Below are 19,251 nucleotides of genomic sequence, written 5' to 3' on the forward strand. Positions count from 1 at the left end.
TGTGCCCAACTGGCCCGCCGGCCGGGCGCTGGAGGTGCATGTGCCAGAGCGACCGGGCAAGCCCTATGCCTTCGGCCCTTCGGAGGCCGGCAAGGCGCCCGTGCGGGTCTGGCGCGAGGACAACCACTACCAGGCGCTGGTGGGTCCGGACCGAGCGAAGGTGGAGGTTTCGGGCGACGGCAATTGCTTCTTCCACGCGGTGCTGCGCGCCATGCACGACGCCGATCCGAAGGCACCCGCGGCCAGCCGCGAGGAGGCCGATGCCGAGGCCCGCCTCCTGCGGCTGGATCTGGCCAGCCTCGTGCGAAACAGCCCGCACGAGATCGCGCAGTGGGTCGACCTGGAAAAGATCGCGCAGGCGGCTTCCCGGCGCCCCGGCCCCGCGGCGGAACGCCTGCCCGACCTGGTTGGAGATGCCCCTGCGCCGACGGCCGCTGCCGAGGTCGCGCAGGCCCGGCAGAAGGGGCCCCGAGCGGGGAACGCCAAGGCGAATGCGGCCTTGCTCGGCCAGCTCCGGGCGCTGATGGTGCCGGGCGATCCCGCCGGCAATGCCGCGCGGCTGCGCCGGTTCGCCAGGCAGCATGGGGAGGAGGTCCTGACCCTCCAGCGCTGGATCGGTGCCCACGGCGAGATCAAGCTGGCCGGGCGTGCCGTTCTGCAGCGAGGCGCATGTGAGCGATCCGGCTTCCGGCTGCGCCCGGTCGGCGCCGATCTTCTGAAGAGCCTGCGCGATCGGGCGATCGGGCGCTCGGGCCCGAGCGCCTGGTCATCTCCGATGACGTGATCGTCGCGCACGCCCATGCGCATGGCGTCTCCATCAGCTATCTGCGCAAGTGCATCGGCCTGAACGGCGCTCTGAGGCCGCAGGGCCAGATGATCGTGGAAGCGGCCGCGAATGCGCTGCCGGGCGTCCAGTACAGGCGCATCACGGTCGCCGCGGTGCGGGAACTGCAGGCCATGGTCAAGGCCCGCCAGATCGCGTCCCTGAGCGGAGCGCCCCTGTTGTCGGCGGCAGGCCTGTTCGGGGTGTCGCCCAACGCCGTTCGCACGCTCCTCAAGGCGGACGGTGCGCTCACGCCGGCCGGCGAAGTCTTCTTGCTGTCGAAGAAGCAGAGGCCCTTGCGTTTCACGTCGGAAATCCTGCTGGACATTCACAACCAGATCGCCCAGGGCAGGAGCCTGGCGCAGGCTTGCGAAGGCAAGGCCTACACGGCGACGGCCGCGAGGAAGTTCATCGACAGGACGGGCAGGCTGACGGCCCATGGCATCAATGTCGAGCGCCTGCAGGAGTGGGGGCGAAAGGGCATCGCGGTCCGGACCGTGGTGCCGTCCCTGCTGGACAAGGTGCGGGAGCTCAAGGCCTCTCAGAGCGATCAGGCCCTGCTGGATTTCGCGGAAAAGAACTTCGTGGATTTCGCGACGCTCAGGAGATGCTTCGATCGGTGGGGTGCGCTGTCCTGGGACGGGAAGAGGCTCGTCGCCCGCTACCGGCCACCGCCGCCTCCCCAATAGTCCTCAATCCGCCATGTTGCGCAGCGCCGCCTCCACCGCGGCGGCGGTGGCGATGGGCTTTTCCATCGGGAACAGGTGCGTGCCGTCGAGCATCATGATCCGCCCCTTGGTGACGCGCTGCGTCATCGCCATGCCGACGCGCCGCATCTCGACGGACTGGCGCCCGCCGACGAAAGCCACGGGGCACTTGAGCGGGTGCTCGCGCAGGAGCGTCCCGAGGTTGTGCGGAATGGTGTCGTAGATGGCGGTCTCGACGTCGCGGTCGAAGCTCAGGGCCCGCTCGTCGTTGGCATCGAAGGTGCCGTGCTCGATGTAGTCGCGCAGCACGCGCTCGTCCCACCGGGCGAAGGCCTTCTTGCCGCGGAAATGCGCGAACACCGCCTCGCGGTGCTCCCAGGTGTTGCGGCGCTTGCGGCTGATGGTGCCTGGCGACACGTTCTTCATCCAGGGCGTGCGCTTCATGAGGCCGATCGTGCCGGCGCGCCAGCCGCCGACGAGCGGGGAGTCCAGCATCACGACACCCTTGGCGAGCCCGGGGTGCAGCGCCGCGCACATGAGGCTGAGGAATCCGCCGAGCGAATGGCCGACCAGGAAGACCGGCTCGCCGGCCTTCTTCGCATGGGCCCGCGCGAAGTCGGCCAGTTGCTCGACGAGGTGCGGCCAGTTGTCCGTGACGGGGTATTTCGGGTCGTGGCCGAACTTCTCCAGCGCGTCGACCTCGAAGCCGCGATTGCGCAGGCTGTCGAGCATCACGCGGTAGGTGCCGGCCGGGAAGCTGTTTCCGTGGGAGAAGATGACCGCAGACATGCCCTCTGGATGGCTCAGATGAGCTTTTCTTCGGGCGTCGAGATCTTGCGCAGCGGACTGTGGCGCGTGGCCGGCATCTTGAGCGGATGGGCCGTGTAGGCGTCGTCCCAGACCGGGTCTTCGATGCTGTCGAACACCTCGCGCAGCTTCTGTCCCCAGCTGTTATGCATCATCCGGTAGTAGGGGTTCTCGGCATCGATGCAGACGACCTTGTCGGTCTGCAGGCTGTTGGCCTCGTACACCACGAGGTCCAGCGGCAGGCCCACGGAAAGGTTGGATTTCATCGTCGAATCCATCGACACCAGGGCGCACTTGGCGGCTTCGTCCAGCGGCGTCTCGGGCGTCAGCACGCGGTCGAGCACCGGCTTGCCGTATTTCGACTCGCCGACCTGGAAGTAGGGCGTCTCGGTGGTCGCCTCGATGAAATTGCCGGCGGCGTAGACCAGGAAGAGCCGCATGCCTTCGCCCTTGATCTGGCCGCCGAAGATGAAGGAAACGTTGAAGTCCAGCCCGGCATGCTTGAGCGCCTCGGCATCGCGATCGTAGACGTGGCGCACGGCCGAGCCCAGCACGCGCGCCGCGTCGAACATGCTGCGGGCGTTCCAGATCGTGATGGGCGGGCCTTCCTCGCCGTCGTCGCGGTGCTCGCGCAACTCCTCGATCTGCAGGATCTCGCGCACCGACTGCGAAATGCTCAGGTTGCCGGCCGACAGCAGCACCATGACGCGGTCGCCGGGCTGCTCGTACACGATCATCTTGCGGAAGGTGCTGATGTGGTCCACGCCCGCATTGGTGCGCGAATCGGAAAGGAACACCAGTCCGGCGTTGAGTTTGATGCCTACGCAGTACGTCATGAGGTCGTCTCGCACGAATCGGACCATCAGCCCTGGCTCTGTTCGCGCGCGTGCAGTTTTTTGAGTGTGTAGAGCGCTTCCAGGGCCTCTCGTGGGCTCATGGTGTCGGGGTCGAGCGCCGTCAGCGCGGATTCTACGGCGCTGTGCGCGGGCGTCTCGGCCACCGGCGGCGGCGCGAAGAGGTCGACCTGTGCGCGCGTCCGGGTCTGCTGGGCCTCCAGGGCTTCGAGCGCCTGGCGCGCGTGGTTGACCACGGCGGCCGGCATGCCGGCCAGACGCGCGACCTGGATGCCGTAGCTCTTGCTCGCCGGGCCGGGCTGCATTTCGTGCAGGAAGACGATGTCGCGGCCCGCCTCGGTGGCGCTCACGTGCATGTTGACCGCGCCGTGGTGCGTGGCCGGGAACTCGGTGAGTTCGAAGTAGTGGGTGGCGAAGAGCGTGAAGGCGCGGGTGCGGTCGTGCAGCTGAGCGGCGATGCCGGCGGCGAGCGCGAGGCCGTCGAAGGTGCTGGTGCCGCGGCCGATCTCGTCCATCAGCACCAGCGAATGGGCCGTGGCGCCGTGCAGGATCTGCGCGGCCTCGGTCATCTCGAGCATGAAGGTCGACTGCGCGTTGGCGAGGTCGTCGGCCGCGCCGATGCGCGTGTGGATCGCGTCGATCGGCCCCAGCCGGCAGGCATCCGCCGGCACGTGGGAGCCGATCGAGGCCAGGAGCACGATGATCGCGACCTGCCGCATGTACGTCGATTTGCCGCCCATGTTGGGGCCGGTGATGACCTGCATGCGATGCTGGGGGCCCAGGCGCGTGTCGTTGGCGATGAATGCGCCGGCCGACTTCTCGGCCAGGCGGGCCTCGACGACGGGGTGGCGGCCCTTGTCGATCTCGATGCAGGGATGCGCCACGAACACCGGTGCCCGCCAGTGCAGCGTGTGCGAGCGCTCGGCCAGTGCGCAGAGTCCGTCGAGCGTGGCGAGCGCGCCGGCGAGCCGCGTGAGCGCGGCCACCGAAGGCTGCAGGGCATCGAGCAGTTGCTCGTACAGCCACTTTTCGCGCGCCAGGGCCCGGTCCTGCGCCGACAGCGCCTTGTCCTCGAAGGCCTTGAGCTCGGGCGTGATGAAGCGTTCGGCATTTTTCAGCGTCTGCCGGCGGCGGTAGTTGTCCGGTACCTTGGCGAGGGCGCTTTGCGTGACCTCGATGTAGAAGCCGTGCACGCGATTGAATTGCACGCGCAGGTTGCTGATGCCGGTGCGCTCGCGTTCGCTGGCTTCGAGCTTGAGCAGGAAGTCGTCGCAGTTCTCGCTGATGGCGCGAAGCTCGTCGAGTTCGGCGTCGTGGCCGGTGGCGATGACGCCGCCGTCGCGCACCAGCGCGGCCGGCTCGGGGTGGATCGCGGCCACCAGCAGGTCGACGCAGCCCGCGGGCGGAGCGAGCTGCTCCGCGATGCGGGCCAGCAGCGGCACCGCGGCCGCGAGCGTGGAAAGGGCGGGAATCGCGGGCGCCAGCTGAGCGGCCTTCGCGAGCGCCAGCCGGAGCGCCACAAGCTCGCGCGGGCGCACCTGCCGCAGCGCGATGCGCGCGGCAATGCGCTCGACGTCGCTGGTGTTCTTCAGTTGCTCGCGCAGCGTGCGCCAGGGCGCGGTGGTGCCGCCGGAGAGCGTGGATTGCAGTGCGGCAATGGCTTCGAGCCGCGCCTGCGCTTCGCTTCGGTCGCGGCGCGGGGAGAGCAGCCAGCGCCTGAGCAGCCGGCTGCCCATGCCGGTCATGCAGGTGTCGAGCAGGGAGAAGAGCGTGGGCGAATCCTCGCCGCGCAAGGTCTGCACCAGTTCAAGGTTGCGCCGCGTGGTGGGCGGCAGCTCGATCGACTCGCCGTCGCGTTCGACCGAGAGCCGCTGCACGTGCGACAGCGCGCGGCCCTGGGTGTGCTCGGCATAGCCGAGCAGCGCGGCGGCGGCCGCGTGCGCGTTGGTCAGCGACTCGGCGTTCCAGGCGGCGAGGTTGGCGCTGTCCATCTGCTCGCACAGCTTTCGCTCGCCCAGGCCGCCGTCGAACTGCCAGGCGGGCCGCAGCGAGAGCGTGAAGGGCGTGACGCCGCGAGCGGCCTTGAGCCGTTGTTCGAAGGCGGGCGTCACCTCGGCGCTGTAGAGCAGCTCGCTGGGCGCAATGCGCGCGATCCAGGCTTCGAGCGCGTCGGAGGGGCACTCGGCCAGGCGCAGTTCGGCGCCGGTGACGCTGAGCCAGGCCAGCCCGCAGAAATTGCGCGAGCCCGCGTGCACGGCCAGCAGCAGAGATTCGCTCTTGTCGTTGAGGAGCTCGGCGTCGGTCAGGGTGCCGGGCGTGACCACGCGCACCACCTTGCGCTCGACCGGCCCCTTGCTCGCGCCGACCTCGCCGACCTGCTCGCAGATGGCGACCGATTCGCCCAGCTTGATGAGCCGGGCGAGATAGGTATCGACGGCATGGAAGGGAACGCCGCACATGGTCACGGGCTGCCCGGCCGACTGGCCGCGCTGCGTGAGCGTGATGTCGAGCAGGCGCGCGGCCTTTTCGGCGTCGCCGTAGAAGAGTTCGTAGAAGTCGCCCATCCGGTAGAACAGCAGGGTGTCCGGATGGTCGGCCTTGAGCCCCAGGTACTGGGACATCATCGGCGTGTGAGGGGCGGTCGCGGGGAGGGTCATCAAGAATCGGTCGGTGCGCGGCCGATGAACCGGCCGGCACGCATCATAAGGAACGGGCGCCAGCCTCTCGGCTGGCGCCCGTCATTGTGTGCGGCCTGGCGGCCGGCCGCGCCTCAGGCTTCGCGGCGCCGCCGGGCCACGCGCACGGCGTCGACCCAGGTGTCGATGTTGAAGCGCTGCCCCGAATCCGCGATGCGCGCGGCGGTGATCCTGTGCAGCGGCACGCGGCGGATGTCGCCGGGCAGTTCGCTGTGGCCGAGGATGTATTTCTTCTGCACATCGAGGTGATCGACCTGCATCGTGCATTCGGCCTTCTTGCCATGGGGGTCGATGTAGCGCACGCGGATGCGCGGCTGTTCGTCGACGACGGCGTACTCGCCCTTGCCCTGGATGAACCACTCGGGCAAGGTGTCCGGAGAGCTTTCCCCAGCGGGGTTGTGTCCGCCGCGCACGGTCGGGATCTCGAGCGGAACATGGCCCGATCTCACGCGCGCCGCGGTGATGCGGCGTTCCGCCTCGCGCCGATCAGCGACGCGAACCATGGCAAACCAGACGATGGCGACCAGGAGCAGGACGCCCGTCAGCAAGGCCACCAGGAACTGCCACTCCGCAAGTCCGACATGCATCTCTTCACTCCCGTTCTCGACCTTAACCCTTAAGTACTCAGGCCGGGAAATTCTGGACGCGCGTCAGTGGATAGTCAAACAGCCGCGCGGCATAGGGCGTTCGGGGGATTGTGTTCGGCTCAGTCTTCGTGCGTATCGTGTGTGGCGACGGCGCCGCGCCGCCAGTAGCCGGAGGCCTTGACCCACTTCGGGTGGGCACCGCGCTCACCGACGAGGTGCGCGCGCAAGGCCTTGGCGGCGATCGACTCGCATGCGATCCAGGCGTGGAAATCGCCCTCCGGCAGCTTCAGTGCTTTCAGCGCATCGAGCAGGGCCGTGCCGGTGCCGGGTTCGGCGCCGTGGCGATGCACCCATTGCAGTTCGAGCAAGGCCCGGGTCTCGAAGTCGATCTCGTCGGCTTCGTCGTCGATCTCGGCCAGGACCCGCACGCGCGCGCCGGGCGGCAGTTCGGCCAGCCGCCGCGCCATCGCGGGCAGGGCGGTGTCGTCGCCGATCAGCAGGTGCCAGTCGAAGGCGGTCGGAATGATGAAGGAGCCGCGCGGGCCACCCACCCCGAGCAGGTCGCCTGGCCTGGCCTTCTCGGCCCACTGGGTTGCCAGGCCCGCATCGTGCAGCGCGAAGTCGATCTCCAGCGTGCCGGCGGCGACGTCATGGCGGCGCGGCGTGTAGTCGCGCATGGTCGGCCTCCGGCCCTCGGGCCACACCGGTCCGTCCGGGCCTGCCGTGGGCAGGGCGAGCGCGCCGGTCCTGGGGTCGGGAAAGAAGATCTTGGCGTGGTCGTCGAAGCCCGGGCTGGCGAAGCCGGCCAGCGCATCGCCGCCGAGGGTGACGCGGATCAGGTGGGGCGTGAGCCGCTGCACCTTGCGCACTTCGAGCTTGCGAAAGCGCAAGTCATGGCGCACGCGGCGCGGCAGGCGGTCGGGGGTGGCGGTGGAGGGTGCGGCTGCTGTCGGGGTCATCCGTTGATTCAATCAAATGCGTTCGAGTTGTTGGGCGGCGCTGTCGAGCACCGCAGCGAATTCGTGGGCTTGTTGTTCCGTGAGGGGTTCGCGCGACAGGCGCATGCGCATCGCGAGCTTGAGGTTTTCGATGGCGCGCACGACCTGCGGCGGCCTGCGGTCGCGCGGGCCGGCACCGTCGACGCCCCCGCGCATGCGAGCCATCATCTCGTCGGTGATCTCGCGGTTGGCGGCGAGGAACTGGCTGCCGGCGGGCGTGATGCTGTAGCGCTTTCGTCCGCCGCCGTCGGCCGCGTCGACGCTGACGCAGCCGAGTTCTTCCAGCAGCGTGAGCGTGGGATAGACGATGCCGGGGCTCGGGCTGTAGCTGCCGCCGAGGCGTTCCTCGATGGCCTTGATGAGTTCGTAGCCATGGCTGGGCTTGTCGGCAATCAGTTGCAGCAGCACGTAGCGCAAGCCGCCGTGGCCGAAGACGCGGCCACCGCCGCGCCCACTGCGCATGCTCCCGCGCACGTTGAGGCCTTCGGCCTGCCCGCCACCCAGGCCGTCGCCATGCTCACCCCGACGGGTGCCGTGTAAAAAGCGTCTGAAACCTCGCATGGGCGGACCTCGATGTTGTTATCTGAATTGATAAAGATATGTCTAAATAATATCGAAGTCAAGGTGATGCGGCCATGAGGCCGCGACGCGCCTATGCCGCGCGCATCAAACGGGTGCTCGACCACATCAACGCGCACCTGGCGGAGCCGCTCGATCTGGCCACGCTGGCCTCGGTGGCCAATTTCTCCTCGTGGCACTTCCATCGTGTCTTCCAAGCCCTGACCGGCGAAACGGCGGCGGCCCACGTGCGGCGGCGCCGGCTGGAGGTGGCCGCCGGGCGGCTGCTCAGCTCGCCGGATGAACCCGTGCTGGCGATCGCGCTCGACGTTGGCTTCGGCTCCGCAGCCGTCTTCACGCGTGCTTTTCGCGCGCACTTCGGCGCCACGCCGACCGAGTGGCGCCGGGACGTATTCCGATCATGGACGGAGCGCTATCGAAGCGAAGTCAGCAAGATTCATCAAGCCGAGCGCAAGCCAGGTCAAGCCCCCGCCCAGACCAATGATCAGGATGAGCCCTCCTTGCCCACACGTCTTTCCCAACAATTCGGCGGTACGGAAATGAAGGTGACGGTTGAAATAAAGAAACTGCCTGATGTCGGCGTTGCCTACATGCGACATGTAGGTCCCTACGGCGATGCTGGCATCCAGCAGACTTGGCAACGTTTCGCGGCCTGGTGCAGTGAGCAGGGATTGATGGAGCCCCATCGGGCGATGTATGGCGTCAGCCGCTATGACGCCTGCATCGAAGTCGACGAGAACTTCCAGCCCCAGGGTGAGATCGGCGTGCAGACGCTGCGCGGCGGAAGTTTTGCCTGCGCCGAGTTCGCCACCGCGCCCACCGAGATCTTCGAAGCCTGGTTGAAGCTGTGCAAGTGGCTGCCCGAAAGCGGCTATCAGCCCGCGGATGCCGCACCGATCGAGCTCTATCGCAAGGACCTCGGAGCGGACGACAAGGGCGCATTCACCTGCACCCTTTGCATGCCCGTGAAGCCTGCCGCATAGGCGGCCCGGAATGCCCGCTCAGCGCTGGGGCATGTCCTTGACCGAATAGCCCAGGCTCACGGTCGCATCCTGCGGAATCGGCGGCATGGCGTCGTTCCATGCCTGCCACGCCTGCCGCATCGCGGCCAGGCGCTCGGGTTCCCGCTTGGCACGGTTGGCGCGCTCGCGCTCGTCGGCCGGGATGTCGAACAGGTATTCGTTGTCGTCGACCTTCAGGTATTTCCAGTCGCCGTCGCGAAGGGCGCGCTGGTCGCGGTGGTTCATGCGCCAGTGCATCGGCCGGCGAAAGCCATACGAGGCGTCGCGCAGCACGGGCATCAGCGAGATGCCGTCGAGCGGGTAGCGGGCGTCGGCCACTGCACCGGCCGCGTCAAGCATGGTGGCGGACCAGTCCATCGTCAGGCAGTGCTGGGCGCTCTCGCCGCCGGCGCGGATGGCGTCGGGCCAGTGCGCGATCCAGGGCACGCGGATGCCGCCTTCGGTCAGGTCCATCTTGCCGCCGACCAGTGGCCAGTTGTCGGAGAAACGTTCGCCGCCGTTGTCGCTGGTGAACACGACGAGGGTATTGTGGGCGAGGCCGTGTTTCTCGAGGGCGGCCATGATCCAGCCGATGCCTTCGTCCATGTGATGGATCATGCGGCGGTAGGTGTGGATGTTGCCGCCGGCAAGGTCGAACAGGTTGTCCTTCACCAGCGGCGCCTTGGCTGCGTCCTCGCGCGTCTCCCAGGGCCAGTGCGGCGCCGTGTAGTGCAGGCTGAGGAAGAAGGGGGCCTCCTGCCCCGCCATGCGCTCGACGTAGTCGACGGCACGTCGCGACAGCAGGTCGGTGAGATAGCCGTCCGACTGCTTGTCCTCCTCGCCGGACCAGAGGTCGTGACGCCCGGTCGAATCGCAGTGGGTGAAATAGTCGACGCCGCCTGACATCGGGCCGAAGAACTCCTCGTAGCCCGAGCGCAGCGGTCCGAAATTCGGCGGGTAGCCCAGATGCCACTTGCCTACGAGTGCCGTCCGATAGCCCGCGCCGCGCAGCAGCGAAGGCAGCGTCGGGTGTTCCGGCGGCAACCCGAGCGTGGCGCTGCCGCGGCTCTTGCTATTGATCGGCTCCTCGGCGGCGCCGCGCAGCCGGTACTGGTAGCGCGCGGTCATCAGCGCGAAGCGCGTGGGAGAGCACACGGGCGAGTTTGCGTAGCCCTGCGTGAACTTGATGCCCTTGGCGGCCAGCCTGTCGAGCACCGGAGACACGGGGCCGAAGTCGGCGTCGCGGCCGCCGTAGCAGCCGAGGTCGGCGTAGCCGAGGTCGTCGGCGACGATGAAGATGATGTTGGGGCGTTGCGTGGGCATGGGGGGGTCGATCGTTGGCCTGGAAGTTCACGGCCTTCATGATGCCGCACCAGCGGGCCGACGAATCGGTGAGGCTGTTTCAGGCGCGTGCCGAGGCGGTCGCTGCCGGGGCGGATCTTCCGAAGGCCGCTCGCGGGCGGCGAAGGGCTTAGGGGCTGTACATGGGGCGAGATGGGGACACGCCGTCCTCGATGCGCATGCGTGGCAGGAACTGCGGATATTCGCGCTGCATGAAATCGATCACACCCTCGCGCACCTTGCAGCGCAGATCGAAGGCGAGCGACGAGGAAGCGGCGGTGCACAGCACGCGGATCTGCATTGTGCGTTCGGTCGCGTCGGTCACCTGCAGGTTGAAGAAGCGCCCGTCCCACTCGGGCGCCGCCTTCACCAGGCGCTCGACTTCTTCCCGCATCGGCGCGAGCGGCATGCCGTAGTCGGCGTAGATGAAGACCGAACCCAACAGCTGAGAGGAGTGGCGCGTCCAGTTCTGGAACGGCTTCTCGATGAAGTAGGACAGCGGCAGGATGAGCCGTCGGTCGTCCCAGATCTTCAGCACCACGAAGGTGCCGGTGATCTCCTCGACGCGTCCCCACTCGCCCTCGACCACCAGCACGTCGTCGATGCGAATCGGCTGCGCCAGCGCGATCTGCAGGCCGGCGATCAGGTTGCTGAAGACGGGCTTGGCGGCCAGGCCGGCCACGATGCCGATCACGCCGGCGGAGGCCAGCAGGCTGGCGCCGACCTGGCGCGCGCCCGGGAAGGTCATGAGCATCAGCGCGCCGCCGGCGACCAGCAGCATGGCGTTCGCGGTCCGCGCCAGCACCCGTGTCTGCGTGAGCACGCGGCGGGCCTGCAGGTTGTCCGTCACGTCGTAGGGATGCTTGGCGAGCACGCCATCGGCGATGCCGCCGACGGCCCGCACCGCGAGCCAGGTGACGGCGGCAATGAGCAGGAGGCCATTGAGGTGCCGCACGCTGTCGATGAAGCGCACATCGTCCGGCGCGGCCTGCCACACCATCTGCAGCGCCACCAGCGGCAGCACGGCGCGCGCGGGCGCCTGGATTGCAATCAGCATGGCGTGCAGGACCGGCATGGAGCGCGTGACGCGCCTGAGAACGAGGCCGCCCAGGCGGTGGGCAAGGAGCGCCAGCGGCACGGCGACCACGGCGGCAAGGCCGGGGCCGAACCACGGATGGGCGAGCAGCATCTCCTTCGTCATGCGGCGGGCTGGGGTGCGCGGGGCGTGTTTTCTTCCAGGCGTTGCAGGATGCGGGCCGCGTCGTCACGCAATTGCGCGGCGATGGCGGTCGCGAGGTCGAGCCTGCGCAGCAGCCACGGGCTGATGTCGTTGTCGAACGGGTCGGGCAACGAAATCGGCTCGGAGAGCGTGGTCGCGGGACCTTCCGCCATGGAGGGGCCGGTGGTGGGTGGCGTCCCGATGATGGCCTCGATGCGCTGGGCCGTGCGGGCCAGCGGGCCCTCGACCTCGGCCGGCGTCAGGCGGTCGCGCCGCAGGACCAGCATCGACTTGACGGCGCTCAGCTGCGCCAGAAGTTGGTAGCTGTGCGCCTGCAGGTGTTCGAGGGGCTCGAGCGGGGGGCGCACCGCGCGCGGCTCCGACAGCGAGCGCTGCGTGGCCTGCACCAGCGCGGAGAGACTGTCGTAGGCCTCCTTGCGCGCGAGCCGCCATTCGAGTTCGGGCGTGGTTTCCGCCGAGCGCAGCTGGCCGAGGCCGAGCGCGAGCCGCGCATGGCGCGCCTGCGCCGCGAGGGTGCGTGCCACCAGCGCGGGGATCTGGCGTCGCTCCCAGGATGGCAGCACATAGCAGAAGGCCCACGCCAGGGCCGCGCCGATGAGTGTGTCGGCCACGCGCTCGAAGAGCGCGAAGGTGGGGCTCATGCCGACATTGAGCATGTGCGCCTGGGTCAGCCCCAGCACGGTGGCGGCCACTGCGGTGATGAGATAGCGCCGCACCGCGAAACCATGGGCGACGGCCTGTGCCACGGTCATCGCGGCCAGGAGGACGAGCGCCGAGGGATGCACGGACAGCAGCCCCACCGCGAACACGCAGCCGAGCAGCGTGCCGGCCACGCGGTTGTTGCGCCGCTCCAGCGTTTGCGAAAGGCTCCCGCGCAGCACCACGACGATGGTCAGCAGGATCCAGTAGTCATGCGAGCCCCAGGGCAGCACGACCGCGATGGCGTAGCCGGTGCCGATGGCCAGCGCGGCGCGGATGGCATGCCGCAGCGGCGGCGCGTCCCAGCGCCAAAGGGTGAGGAAGGGGCGGAAGGACCATTCGGTCGGGCTCACGAACATCTGCCAGTTGGCGCGCACGATCGCGAGGTCGGGCTGGATGTCGCCGCGCGCCAGCCCGCTGAGCCGCATCACCTCGTCGTTGATGTGGCCGATGCGGTTCGCCAGTCCGCGTGCGAGCACGGCCGGCGTCGGCCCGAGGTGACTGGTGCGCGGCGGCTTGTCGGCTCCTTCGTCCAGGCGGATCGCCGCCAGGGCGGGGCGCCGGTCCTCCACGCGCGGCGGTTGGCGCGCGAGCAGCAGCGCATCGGCGAGCGCCGCGGTCTCGTCGGCCAGCTCCTCGAGGATGCGCCGCATCTCGTTGAGCGCCCGGGCATGCCCGGGGTGCGACTTGAGCGCGTCCAGGTCGAGTTCGCTGGCCAGCAGCAGGTCGCGCAGCTCCAGAACCGTCACCAGCATGCCGGCAAGCTGCTGGCGGCGCGGCGTGCGCGGGGATTCGAGGACGATGTCGCGCGTGGCCTGTATCTGGTCGGCCAGCGCGGCCTGCTCGCGCAGCAGCTGGCCCAGCAGGGGCGCGGGCAGTTCGCGCACGTCGCCGGCATCGTCGCGGGGGGTGAACTGGCAGGCCTGCGTGCGCATCAGCGCGGCCAGCGACAGCAGCACGTCGGCGGTCGCCTGCACGCGGTAGCGGGCGTTGAGCGCGAGGTTGGCGAGCGTCGCGTAGATCACGTAGAGTCCGGCCCCCAGGCCGAAGTGCAGCGTGCGCTCGACGGCTTCGGCCATGCCGGTAGGCGGGGGCGTCGCCATCGAGAAAATCATCGAGAACATGACCGCGATCGCGATCGGAATTCCACGCTTGCCCCAGGCCATGGCGACGAAGGCGAGGAAGGTGAATGGCACCAGCACCAGGCCCAGACGCAGCGGCGCCGTGTGCAGCAGCTGCACGACGAAGAAGAGGGGGAGCCCGATGAGGGGCGCCGGCAGCATCTGCAGGAGCTTGCCGCGGCGCGGCGCCGGAAAGTCGGGGGGGGCGCTGACGATGACGCCTACCGCGGCGGAAGAAGAGGCAATCGCGCCCAGCCAGAGGTGCACGCCGGCGGAGATCAGCAGCAGGCCGAGCGCGACCGAGAGGCCGTTGGCGATGAAATGACTGAGCGCCACGCGCATCGCGGCGCGGCCCCGGTCGGTGGCGGCGCGCGGCGCCTGCATCACTTCGCGGAGTGGTCGCCCTCGGCGGGCGCGGCGGGTGCTTCGCGGCGGATGCGCGTGAGCTTGCGCTGCGCCGGCGCGGCCTGGGGCGCTTCACCCGCCGCTTCGGCGTCGGAGGAGGGCGTGGATTCGACGGTGCTGCGCGCGTAGATATCGCCGGCGGTGGCCGAGGGGTCGACAGCGCGCACGCGGTCGCTGGCGCGCAGCTTGTCGTCCACGTTGGCGAACTTGGAGTACTTGCCCAGGATCGGCACCAACTGGCCATAGATGCGCGGCGCGCCCGCGAGGCATTCGCGCTGGTCGAGGAAGTCGGGCTCGCCGGTGAAGTTGCCGATCAGGCCGCCCGCTTCGGTGACGAGCAGCGAGCCTGCCGCGACGTCCCAGATGTTGAGGCCGGTTTCGAAGAAGGCGTCGGTGAAGCCGGCCGCCACGTAGGCCAGGTCCAGTGCCGCCGCGCCGGGACGCCGCAGGCCCGCCGCGCGCGGCATGAGGTCGGCCATGATGGCGAGGTACTGCTTGAAGTTGTCGCCGGTGCGGAAGGGGAAGCCGGTCGAGAGCAGGGATTCGTTCAGGCGCGTGCGCTTGCTCACCCGCAGGCGGCGATCGTTCATGTAGGCGCCGCGGCCGCGGGTGGCCGTGAACAGGTCGTTGCGGCTGGGGTCGTAGATGACGGCCTGGTCGATCTTGCCGCGGATCGCGAGCGCGATGGAGACGCAGTAGACCGGGAAGCCATGGATGAAGTTGGTGGTGCCGTCCAGCGGATCGATGATCCAGACGTAGTCGGAATCCTTGGCGCCGTGCTCGGTGCCCGATTCCTCGGCCAGGATGCCGTGCCCCGGGTAGGCGGTGAGCAGCGTCTCGATGATCACTCGCTCGCTCGCATGATCGACTTCGGTCACGAAGTCGTTGACCTGCTTCTGCGAAACGCGCACCGCCTCGACATCGAGCGCCGCGCGATTGATGATGGCGCCGGCGGCGCGGGCGGCCTTGACGGCCACGTTGAGCATGGGATGCAGGTTGGGGGACGACATTGGATTGTGAGAAGAGCAGGAATGGGCCAGGTGCGTACGCTCCCTGGAATGCGGCCCGGCGATGCGGGCGGCGAGAATCGGGGGATTTTACATGCGCACCCGATTCATCCTGATCCAGACCAGCCACGCCGGCAATGTCGGCGCGGCCGCCCGCGCCATGAAGACCATGGGCTTCGGCGACCTGGTGCTGGTCGCGCCGCGCTGGGCCAACGTGCTGCGGCGCGAGGAGACCATCCAGCGTGCCAGCGGCGCGCTGGACGTCCTGGCCAATGCCCGCATCGTCGAGACGCTGGACGAGGCGCTCGACGGCGTCACCCACCTGTGCGCGACCGCGATGATCCCGCGCGACTTCGGCCCGCCCACGCGCACGCCGCGCGAGCACCTGGAGCCGCTGGCCAGGGGCGGGGAGCAGCATGTTGCCTTCCTCTTCGGCTCGGAGCGCTTCGGCATGCGCAACGAGGACGTCTACCGCTGCAACGTCGCGCTCAGCATTCCCGCGGATCCGAATTTCGGTTCGCTCAACCTCGGCGCCGCGATCCAGGTCGTCGCCTACGAATGGCGCCTCGCGCTCGGGGGCTACGAGGTGCGCGACGCGACCGCGCCCTCGCCGGCGGCGGACGGGCAGGCGGTGGCCGGGATGCTGGAGCACTGGGAGCGTTCGCTGGTTCAGATCGGCTTTCTCGACCCCGGTGCGCCCAAGAAGCTGATGCCCCGGCTGCAGCAGCTGTTCAACCGCGCGCAGCCGACGCCGGAGGAGATCCACATCCTTCGCGGCATCGCCAAGGCGATGGCGGATGCGGCCCGGGGCGGGCCGAAAACCCCATCGGCCGTGCGCGAAGACCCGAGCCCTTAGACTGCGCGGCCTCTATAGCCATAACTAGAACACAGCATGTTTTCGCGCCTGCGCTCCGACATCCAGTGCATCCTCGATCGTGATCCGGCGGCCCGCACGCGCTGGGAAGTCCTGACCCTGTATCCGGGCCTGCACGCCGTCGTGCTGCACCGGATCGCGCACTGGTGCTGGGGCCACGGGCTGAAATGGTTCGGGCGCTTCATCTCGGAATGCACGCGTTTCTTCACGGGCATCGAGATCCATCCGGCGGCGATCGTCGGCGACCGGGTGTTCTTCGATCACGCGATGGGGGTGGTGGTGGGCGAGACCGCCGAGATCGGCGACGGCTGCACCATCTACCAGGGCGTGACTCTGGGCGGCACCTCGCTCTACAAGGGCGCCAAGCGGCATCCGACCCTGGGCCGCAACGTGGTGGTCGGCGCGGGGGCGAAGGTGCTGGGCGGGTTTACCGTGGGCGATGGCGCCAAGATCGGCTCGAACGCGGTCGTCACCAAGCCGGTGCCGGCGGGCGCGACAGCGGTGGGGAACCCCGCCCGGATCATCGAGGCGGATTCCGCCGCGCGCCGCGAGGAAACGGCCTCGCGCATGGGCTTCTCGGCCTATGGGGTGACGCAGAACGACGATCCGCTGTCCCTGGCGATGCGCGGGCTGATCGACAACGCCGCGAGCCAGGAGCACCAGATCGCCCTGCTTTGGCAGGCGATCGAGTCGCTCTCGACCCAGCCCGGCAAGAAGGACTGCGTGCCGGGCGACGCGGCCCGCGACGAGTGCTTCGAGGCGGAGAAACTGACGCAGCTGATCGGGAAGTGACCGGGCCTTATTTCGCCCGGATCGCGGACTTGGGCCGGAAGGCCTTGCACACCGAGTTGTCGGTTTCCAGGTAGGGCCCGCCGATCAGATCGATGCAGTAGGGCACCGCCGCGAAGATCCCCGGCACGATCTGCGCGCCGTCGGCACCCTTGAGGCCTTCCAGCGTCTCGGCGATCGACTTGGGCTGCCCGGGGAGATTGATGATCAGGCTGCGGTCCCGGATCACCGCCACCTGGCGCGAAAGAATGGCGGTCGGCACGAAGCGCAGGCTGATCTGCCGCATCTGTTCCCCGAAACCGGGCATCTCCTTGTGCGCGACGGCCAGCGTCGCCTCGGGCGTCACGTCGCGCAAGGCCGGCCCGGTGCCGCCGGTGGTCAGCACCAGCGAACATCCGGCGTCCACCAGTTCGATCAGTGCGGCGCTGATGCCGGCCTTCTCGTCAGGAATCAGGCGCGATTCGAAAGTGATCGGATTGCGCAGGGCGCGCTGGAGCCATTCCTGCAGCGCGGGCAGGCCCTTGTCCTCGTAGACGCCGCTGGATGCCCGGTCGCTGATCGACACGATCCCGATGCGCACGGCATCCGTCGCCGCGGCGCTCATGCATCCTCCTCGCGCGACTGCTCCGCGGCCTCCGCCGCATGGTCGGCCGCGCCGTGCACGCCCAACTGCGCGCGCACGATCTGGAACACCTCGCGGTACGCCTTGCTCTGGCGCGGCGCTTCGCCGGCCGGGCCGACCTTGATGTCCTTGCGTGCCTGGCGGATGAGCGCGCGCAGCTGTTGCGCATCGGTGCCGGGATGGGTTTCGATCCAGCCGCCGAGCGCATCGTCTTCGGCGATCAGCAGGTCGCGCCAGCGTTCGGCATCGTGCAGGACGGCGGTTTCCTCGGCCGGACCGCGGTTCTGCTCGTCGAGCGCGGTGCGGACCGCATCGAGCGTGGCGGGCTCGAGGCCGCGCATCAGCTTGCCGATGAACTGCATCTGGCGGCGCTTGCCCTCGAAATTGGTGATGCGCTTCGCCTCCTCGATCGCGTCCTTGAGCTTTTCGCCCAGGTCGAGCTTGTCGAGAAGGCCCGCGCGCAGCGTGAGCAGGGCTTCGCCCAGCTTCTGCAGCTCGGTGCTTTCGCGTTTGAGGTCGGTTCGGCTGGCTGCGTCGGTGCCTTTGAGCTCGCGCTTGAGTTCAAGATCGAGTTCACTGCCTTCGGCTACGAACTCGCCACGGACGAAGTAGCCTTTTTTGGGTTTGCGGGACATAGAGGTGAATCCTTGGCCGCACCATCGGGAACAGGGGGGCGCAAGTATCATAGCCAACACATGACCACATCATCCTCGCGCGCCGATTCCGGCTTCGCCTACAGCCGCCCCTTTTTCGAAAACCTGGTCGACACGGCCCTGGCCCACGCCAAGAAGCTTGGAGCGACCGATGCCGGCGCCGAAGCCTCCGAAGGCTGCGGGCTGAGCGTCTCCGTGCGCAAGGGCGAACTCGAGAACGTCGAGCGCAACCGCGACAAGTCGCTCGGCATCACGGTCTACGTGGGGCATCGCCGCGGCAACGCCAGCACCTCCGATTTCTCCGAAGCGGCCATCGCGCAGACCGTCCAGGCGGCCTACGACATCGCGCGCTTCACGGCCGAGGACCCGGTGAGCGGGCTGCCGGACGAAGACGACATCGCCAAGGAGCAACCCGATCTCGACCTGTTCCATCCCTGGGAACTCAGCAGCGAGGAGGCCGCCAGGCTGGCGCTCGAATGCGAGGCCGCCGCCCTCTCGACCGACAAGCGCATCACCAACAGCGAAGGCGCTGGCGTGTCGGCGCAACAAAGCCACTTCTTCAGCGCCCATACGCACGGCTTCCGCGGCGGCTATGCCAGCTCGCGGCATTCGATCTCGGTGGCGCCCATCGCCGGCAAGGGCAACGACATGCAGCGCGACGCCTGGTACAGCTCCATGCGCTCGGCCGACGAACTCGCAAGCCCGCAGGCCGTCGGCCGCTATGCGGCGGAACGCGCGCTCAGCCGCCTGAAGTCGCGCAAGATCAAGACGACGGAATGCCCGGTGCTGTTCGAGTCGCCGCTGGCCGCCGGCCTGCTGGGCGGCCTGGTGCAAGCCACCAGCGGGGGCGCGCTCTATCGCAAGAGCAGCTTTCTGCTCGACTCGCTCGGCAAGGCGGTGCTGCCCGAGCACATGGACGTGGTCGAAGACCCGCACCTGCCGCGCGGCAAGGGCAGTTCGCCCTTCGATGACGAGGGCGTGGTCACGCGCAAGCGCAAGGTGGTCGATGCCGGCCGCCTGGAGGGCTATTTCCTCAGCACCTATTCGGCGCGCAAGCTGGGCATGAAGACCACCGGCAACGCTGGTGGATCGCACAACCTCACGCTGACTTCGCGCCTGACGAAGAAGGACGACGACCTGGAGGCGATGCTCGCCAAGCTCGGCACCGGCCTATTCGTGATCGAACTGATGGGGCAGGGCGTCAACTACGTCACCGGCGACTACTCGCGCGGCGCGAGCGGGTTCTGGGTCGAGAACGGCAAGATCGCGTTCCCGGTGCAGGAGATCACGATCGCGGGCAACCTCAAGACCATGCTCATGGGCATCGAGGCGGTGGGCGCCGATACCTACAACTACGGCGCCAAGACGACCGGCTCGATCCTGGTCAACCGCATGAAGGTTGCCGGGTCCTGAGCGCCCGCCTCGGGTGCGGCCCCTTGGCGGGGCCC

Annotated in this window: 18 protein-coding genes; 6 read left to right on the forward strand and 12 right to left on the reverse strand. The window is 68.5% G+C overall.

Features of this window, described 5'->3' with window-relative positions; all coding sequences use genetic code 11:
• Nucleotide 1 precedes the first annotated feature (1 nt).
• Both AC1DNF_RS18860 and AC1DNF_RS18865 read left to right on the forward strand, forming a co-directional pair.
• Complete coding sequence (locus AC1DNF_RS18860) at nt 2-784, forward strand: OTU domain-containing protein (RefSeq protein ID WP_478150138.1); 783 nt, start codon at nt 2-4, stop codon at nt 782-784.
• Nucleotides 781-1,512, forward strand: a complete 732-nt coding sequence (locus AC1DNF_RS18865; protein WP_478150139.1) for a hypothetical protein — start codon at nt 781-783, stop codon at nt 1,510-1,512. The genes AC1DNF_RS18860 and AC1DNF_RS18865 overlap by 4 nt, the downstream gene beginning before the upstream one ends.
• Before the next feature lie 3 nt (nt 1,513-1,515).
• Here the strand turns inward: AC1DNF_RS18865 and AC1DNF_RS18870 are convergent, their stop codons facing one another.
• The 6 genes from AC1DNF_RS18870 to AC1DNF_RS18895 all read right to left on the reverse strand — a co-directional run bounded on the left by AC1DNF_RS18870 (nt 1,516) and on the right by AC1DNF_RS18895 (nt 8,033).
• On the reverse strand, nt 1,516-2,319 hold the full coding sequence (locus AC1DNF_RS18870; RefSeq protein WP_478150140.1) for an alpha/beta hydrolase: 804 nt from the start codon (nt 2,317-2,319) through the stop codon (nt 1,516-1,518).
• Between the two features lie 14 nt (nt 2,320-2,333).
• Nucleotides 2,334-3,173: a peptidase gene (locus AC1DNF_RS18875; protein WP_478150141.1), complete on the reverse strand. Its 840-nt coding sequence runs from the start codon at nt 3,171-3,173 to the stop codon at nt 2,334-2,336.
• 26 nt (nt 3,174-3,199) lie between these two features.
• A complete protein-coding gene (gene mutS, locus AC1DNF_RS18880; RefSeq protein WP_478150142.1) occupies nt 3,200-5,848 on the reverse strand; it encodes a DNA mismatch repair protein MutS in 2,649 nt (882 codons plus the stop codon).
• Nucleotides 5,849-5,961: 113 nt separating this feature from the next.
• Nucleotides 5,962-6,474 carry a hypothetical protein gene (locus AC1DNF_RS18885; RefSeq protein WP_478150143.1) on the reverse strand — a complete coding sequence of 171 codons (513 nt, stop codon included), beginning with the start codon at nt 6,472-6,474 and terminating at the stop codon, nt 5,962-5,964.
• Between the two features lie 119 nt (nt 6,475-6,593).
• Nucleotides 6,594-7,433, reverse strand: a complete 840-nt coding sequence (locus tag AC1DNF_RS18890; RefSeq protein ID WP_478150144.1) for a siderophore-interacting protein — start codon at nt 7,431-7,433, stop codon at nt 6,594-6,596.
• Nucleotides 7,434-7,445: 12 nt separating this feature from the next.
• On the reverse strand, nt 7,446-8,033 hold the full coding sequence (locus AC1DNF_RS18895) for a PadR family transcriptional regulator (RefSeq protein ID WP_478150145.1): 588 nt from the start codon (nt 8,031-8,033) through the stop codon (nt 7,446-7,448).
• A 74-nt stretch (nt 8,034-8,107) separates the two neighbouring features.
• Between AC1DNF_RS18895 and AC1DNF_RS18900 the strand changes: the two genes are divergently transcribed.
• Nucleotides 8,108-9,034 carry an AraC family transcriptional regulator gene (locus tag AC1DNF_RS18900; protein WP_478150146.1) on the forward strand — a complete coding sequence of 309 codons (927 nt, stop codon included), beginning with the start codon at nt 8,108-8,110 and terminating at the stop codon, nt 9,032-9,034.
• Nucleotides 9,035-9,052: 18 nt separating this feature from the next.
• Here AC1DNF_RS18900 and AC1DNF_RS18905 read toward each other — a convergent pair whose 3' ends face one another.
• The 4 genes from AC1DNF_RS18905 to AC1DNF_RS18920 all read right to left on the reverse strand — a co-directional run bounded on the left by AC1DNF_RS18905 (nt 9,053) and on the right by AC1DNF_RS18920 (nt 14,868).
• Complete coding sequence (locus AC1DNF_RS18905; RefSeq protein ID WP_478150147.1) at nt 9,053-10,375, reverse strand: sulfatase family protein; 1,323 nt, start codon at nt 10,373-10,375, stop codon at nt 9,053-9,055.
• Nucleotides 10,376-10,523: 148 nt separating this feature from the next.
• Nucleotides 10,524-11,594, reverse strand: coding sequence for a mechanosensitive ion channel family protein (locus AC1DNF_RS18910; RefSeq protein WP_478150148.1), 1,071 nt, complete (start codon nt 11,592-11,594; stop codon nt 10,524-10,526).
• A complete protein-coding gene (locus tag AC1DNF_RS18915; protein WP_478150149.1) occupies nt 11,591-13,837 on the reverse strand; it encodes an FUSC family protein in 2,247 nt (748 codons plus the stop codon). The genes AC1DNF_RS18910 and AC1DNF_RS18915 overlap by 4 nt, the downstream gene beginning before the upstream one ends.
• The gene (locus tag AC1DNF_RS18920; protein WP_478150150.1) at nt 13,837-14,868 is read right to left on the reverse strand and encodes an inositol monophosphatase family protein; all 1,032 of its coding nucleotides are present in this window, start codon (nt 14,866-14,868) and stop codon (nt 13,837-13,839) included. The genes AC1DNF_RS18915 and AC1DNF_RS18920 overlap by 1 nt, the downstream gene beginning before the upstream one ends.
• A gap of 91 nt (nt 14,869-14,959) precedes the next feature.
• Here AC1DNF_RS18920 and AC1DNF_RS18925 point away from each other — a divergent pair, with 91 nt between their 5' ends.
• Nucleotides 14,960-15,721, forward strand: coding sequence for an RNA methyltransferase (locus AC1DNF_RS18925; RefSeq protein WP_478150151.1), 762 nt, complete (start codon nt 14,960-14,962; stop codon nt 15,719-15,721).
• A gap of 36 nt (nt 15,722-15,757) precedes the next feature.
• On the forward strand, nt 15,758-16,531 hold the full coding sequence (gene cysE, locus AC1DNF_RS18930) for a serine O-acetyltransferase (RefSeq protein ID WP_478150152.1): 774 nt from the start codon (nt 15,758-15,760) through the stop codon (nt 16,529-16,531).
• Between the two features lie 7 nt (nt 16,532-16,538).
• Here the strand turns inward: cysE and mog are convergent, their stop codons facing one another.
• Together mog and yjgA are read right to left on the reverse strand one after the other, a co-directional pair.
• The gene (mog, locus tag AC1DNF_RS18935; RefSeq protein WP_478150153.1) at nt 16,539-17,132 is read right to left on the reverse strand and encodes a molybdopterin adenylyltransferase; all 594 of its coding nucleotides are present in this window, start codon (nt 17,130-17,132) and stop codon (nt 16,539-16,541) included.
• The gene (yjgA, locus tag AC1DNF_RS18940; RefSeq protein WP_478150154.1) at nt 17,129-17,785 is read right to left on the reverse strand and encodes a ribosome biogenesis factor YjgA; all 657 of its coding nucleotides are present in this window, start codon (nt 17,783-17,785) and stop codon (nt 17,129-17,131) included. The genes mog and yjgA overlap by 4 nt, the downstream gene beginning before the upstream one ends.
• A 60-nt stretch (nt 17,786-17,845) precedes the next feature.
• Between yjgA and pmbA the strand changes: the two genes are divergently transcribed.
• Nucleotides 17,846-19,216, forward strand: a complete 1,371-nt coding sequence (gene pmbA, locus AC1DNF_RS18945) for a metalloprotease PmbA (protein WP_478150155.1) — start codon at nt 17,846-17,848, stop codon at nt 19,214-19,216.
• Nucleotides 19,217-19,251 lie beyond the last annotated feature (35 nt).

It is taken from the genome of Variovorax sp. 01T432 (assembly GCF_056398605.1).

Coding starts and splice junctions, on each gene's coding strand:
- AC1DNF_RS18870 (WP_478150140.1), bottom strand. CDS start 2,319: ATGTCTGCGGTCATCTTCTCCCACGGAAACAGCTTCCCGGCCGGCACC.
- AC1DNF_RS18920 (WP_478150150.1), bottom strand. CDS start 14,868: ATGTCGTCCCCCAACCTGCATCCCATGCTCAACGTGGCCGTCAAGGCC.
- AC1DNF_RS18890 (WP_478150144.1), bottom strand. CDS start 7,433: ATGACCCCGACAGCAGCCGCACCCTCCACCGCCACCCCCGACCGCCTG.
- mog (WP_478150153.1), bottom strand. CDS start 17,132: ATGAGCGCCGCGGCGACGGATGCCGTGCGCATCGGGATCGTGTCGATC.
- AC1DNF_RS18900 (WP_478150146.1), top strand. CDS start 8,108: ATGAGGCCGCGACGCGCCTATGCCGCGCGCATCAAACGGGTGCTCGAC.
- AC1DNF_RS18895 (WP_478150145.1), bottom strand. CDS start 8,033: ATGCGAGGTTTCAGACGCTTTTTACACGGCACCCGTCGGGGTGAGCAT.
- AC1DNF_RS18925 (WP_478150151.1), top strand. CDS start 14,960: ATGCGCACCCGATTCATCCTGATCCAGACCAGCCACGCCGGCAATGTC.
- mutS (WP_478150142.1), bottom strand. CDS start 5,848: ATGACCCTCCCCGCGACCGCCCCTCACACGCCGATGATGTCCCAGTAC.
- cysE (WP_478150152.1), top strand. CDS start 15,758: ATGTTTTCGCGCCTGCGCTCCGACATCCAGTGCATCCTCGATCGTGAT.
- AC1DNF_RS18905 (WP_478150147.1), bottom strand. CDS start 10,375: ATGCCCACGCAACGCCCCAACATCATCTTCATCGTCGCCGACGACCTC.
- AC1DNF_RS18915 (WP_478150149.1), bottom strand. CDS start 13,837: ATGCAGGCGCCGCGCGCCGCCACCGACCGGGGCCGCGCCGCGATGCGC.
- AC1DNF_RS18885 (WP_478150143.1), bottom strand. CDS start 6,474: ATGCATGTCGGACTTGCGGAGTGGCAGTTCCTGGTGGCCTTGCTGACG.
- pmbA (WP_478150155.1), top strand. CDS start 17,846: ATGACCACATCATCCTCGCGCGCCGATTCCGGCTTCGCCTACAGCCGC.
- AC1DNF_RS18910 (WP_478150148.1), bottom strand. CDS start 11,594: ATGACGAAGGAGATGCTGCTCGCCCATCCGTGGTTCGGCCCCGGCCTT.
- AC1DNF_RS18875 (WP_478150141.1), bottom strand. CDS start 3,173: ATGACGTACTGCGTAGGCATCAAACTCAACGCCGGACTGGTGTTCCTT.
- yjgA (WP_478150154.1), bottom strand. CDS start 17,785: ATGTCCCGCAAACCCAAAAAAGGCTACTTCGTCCGTGGCGAGTTCGTA.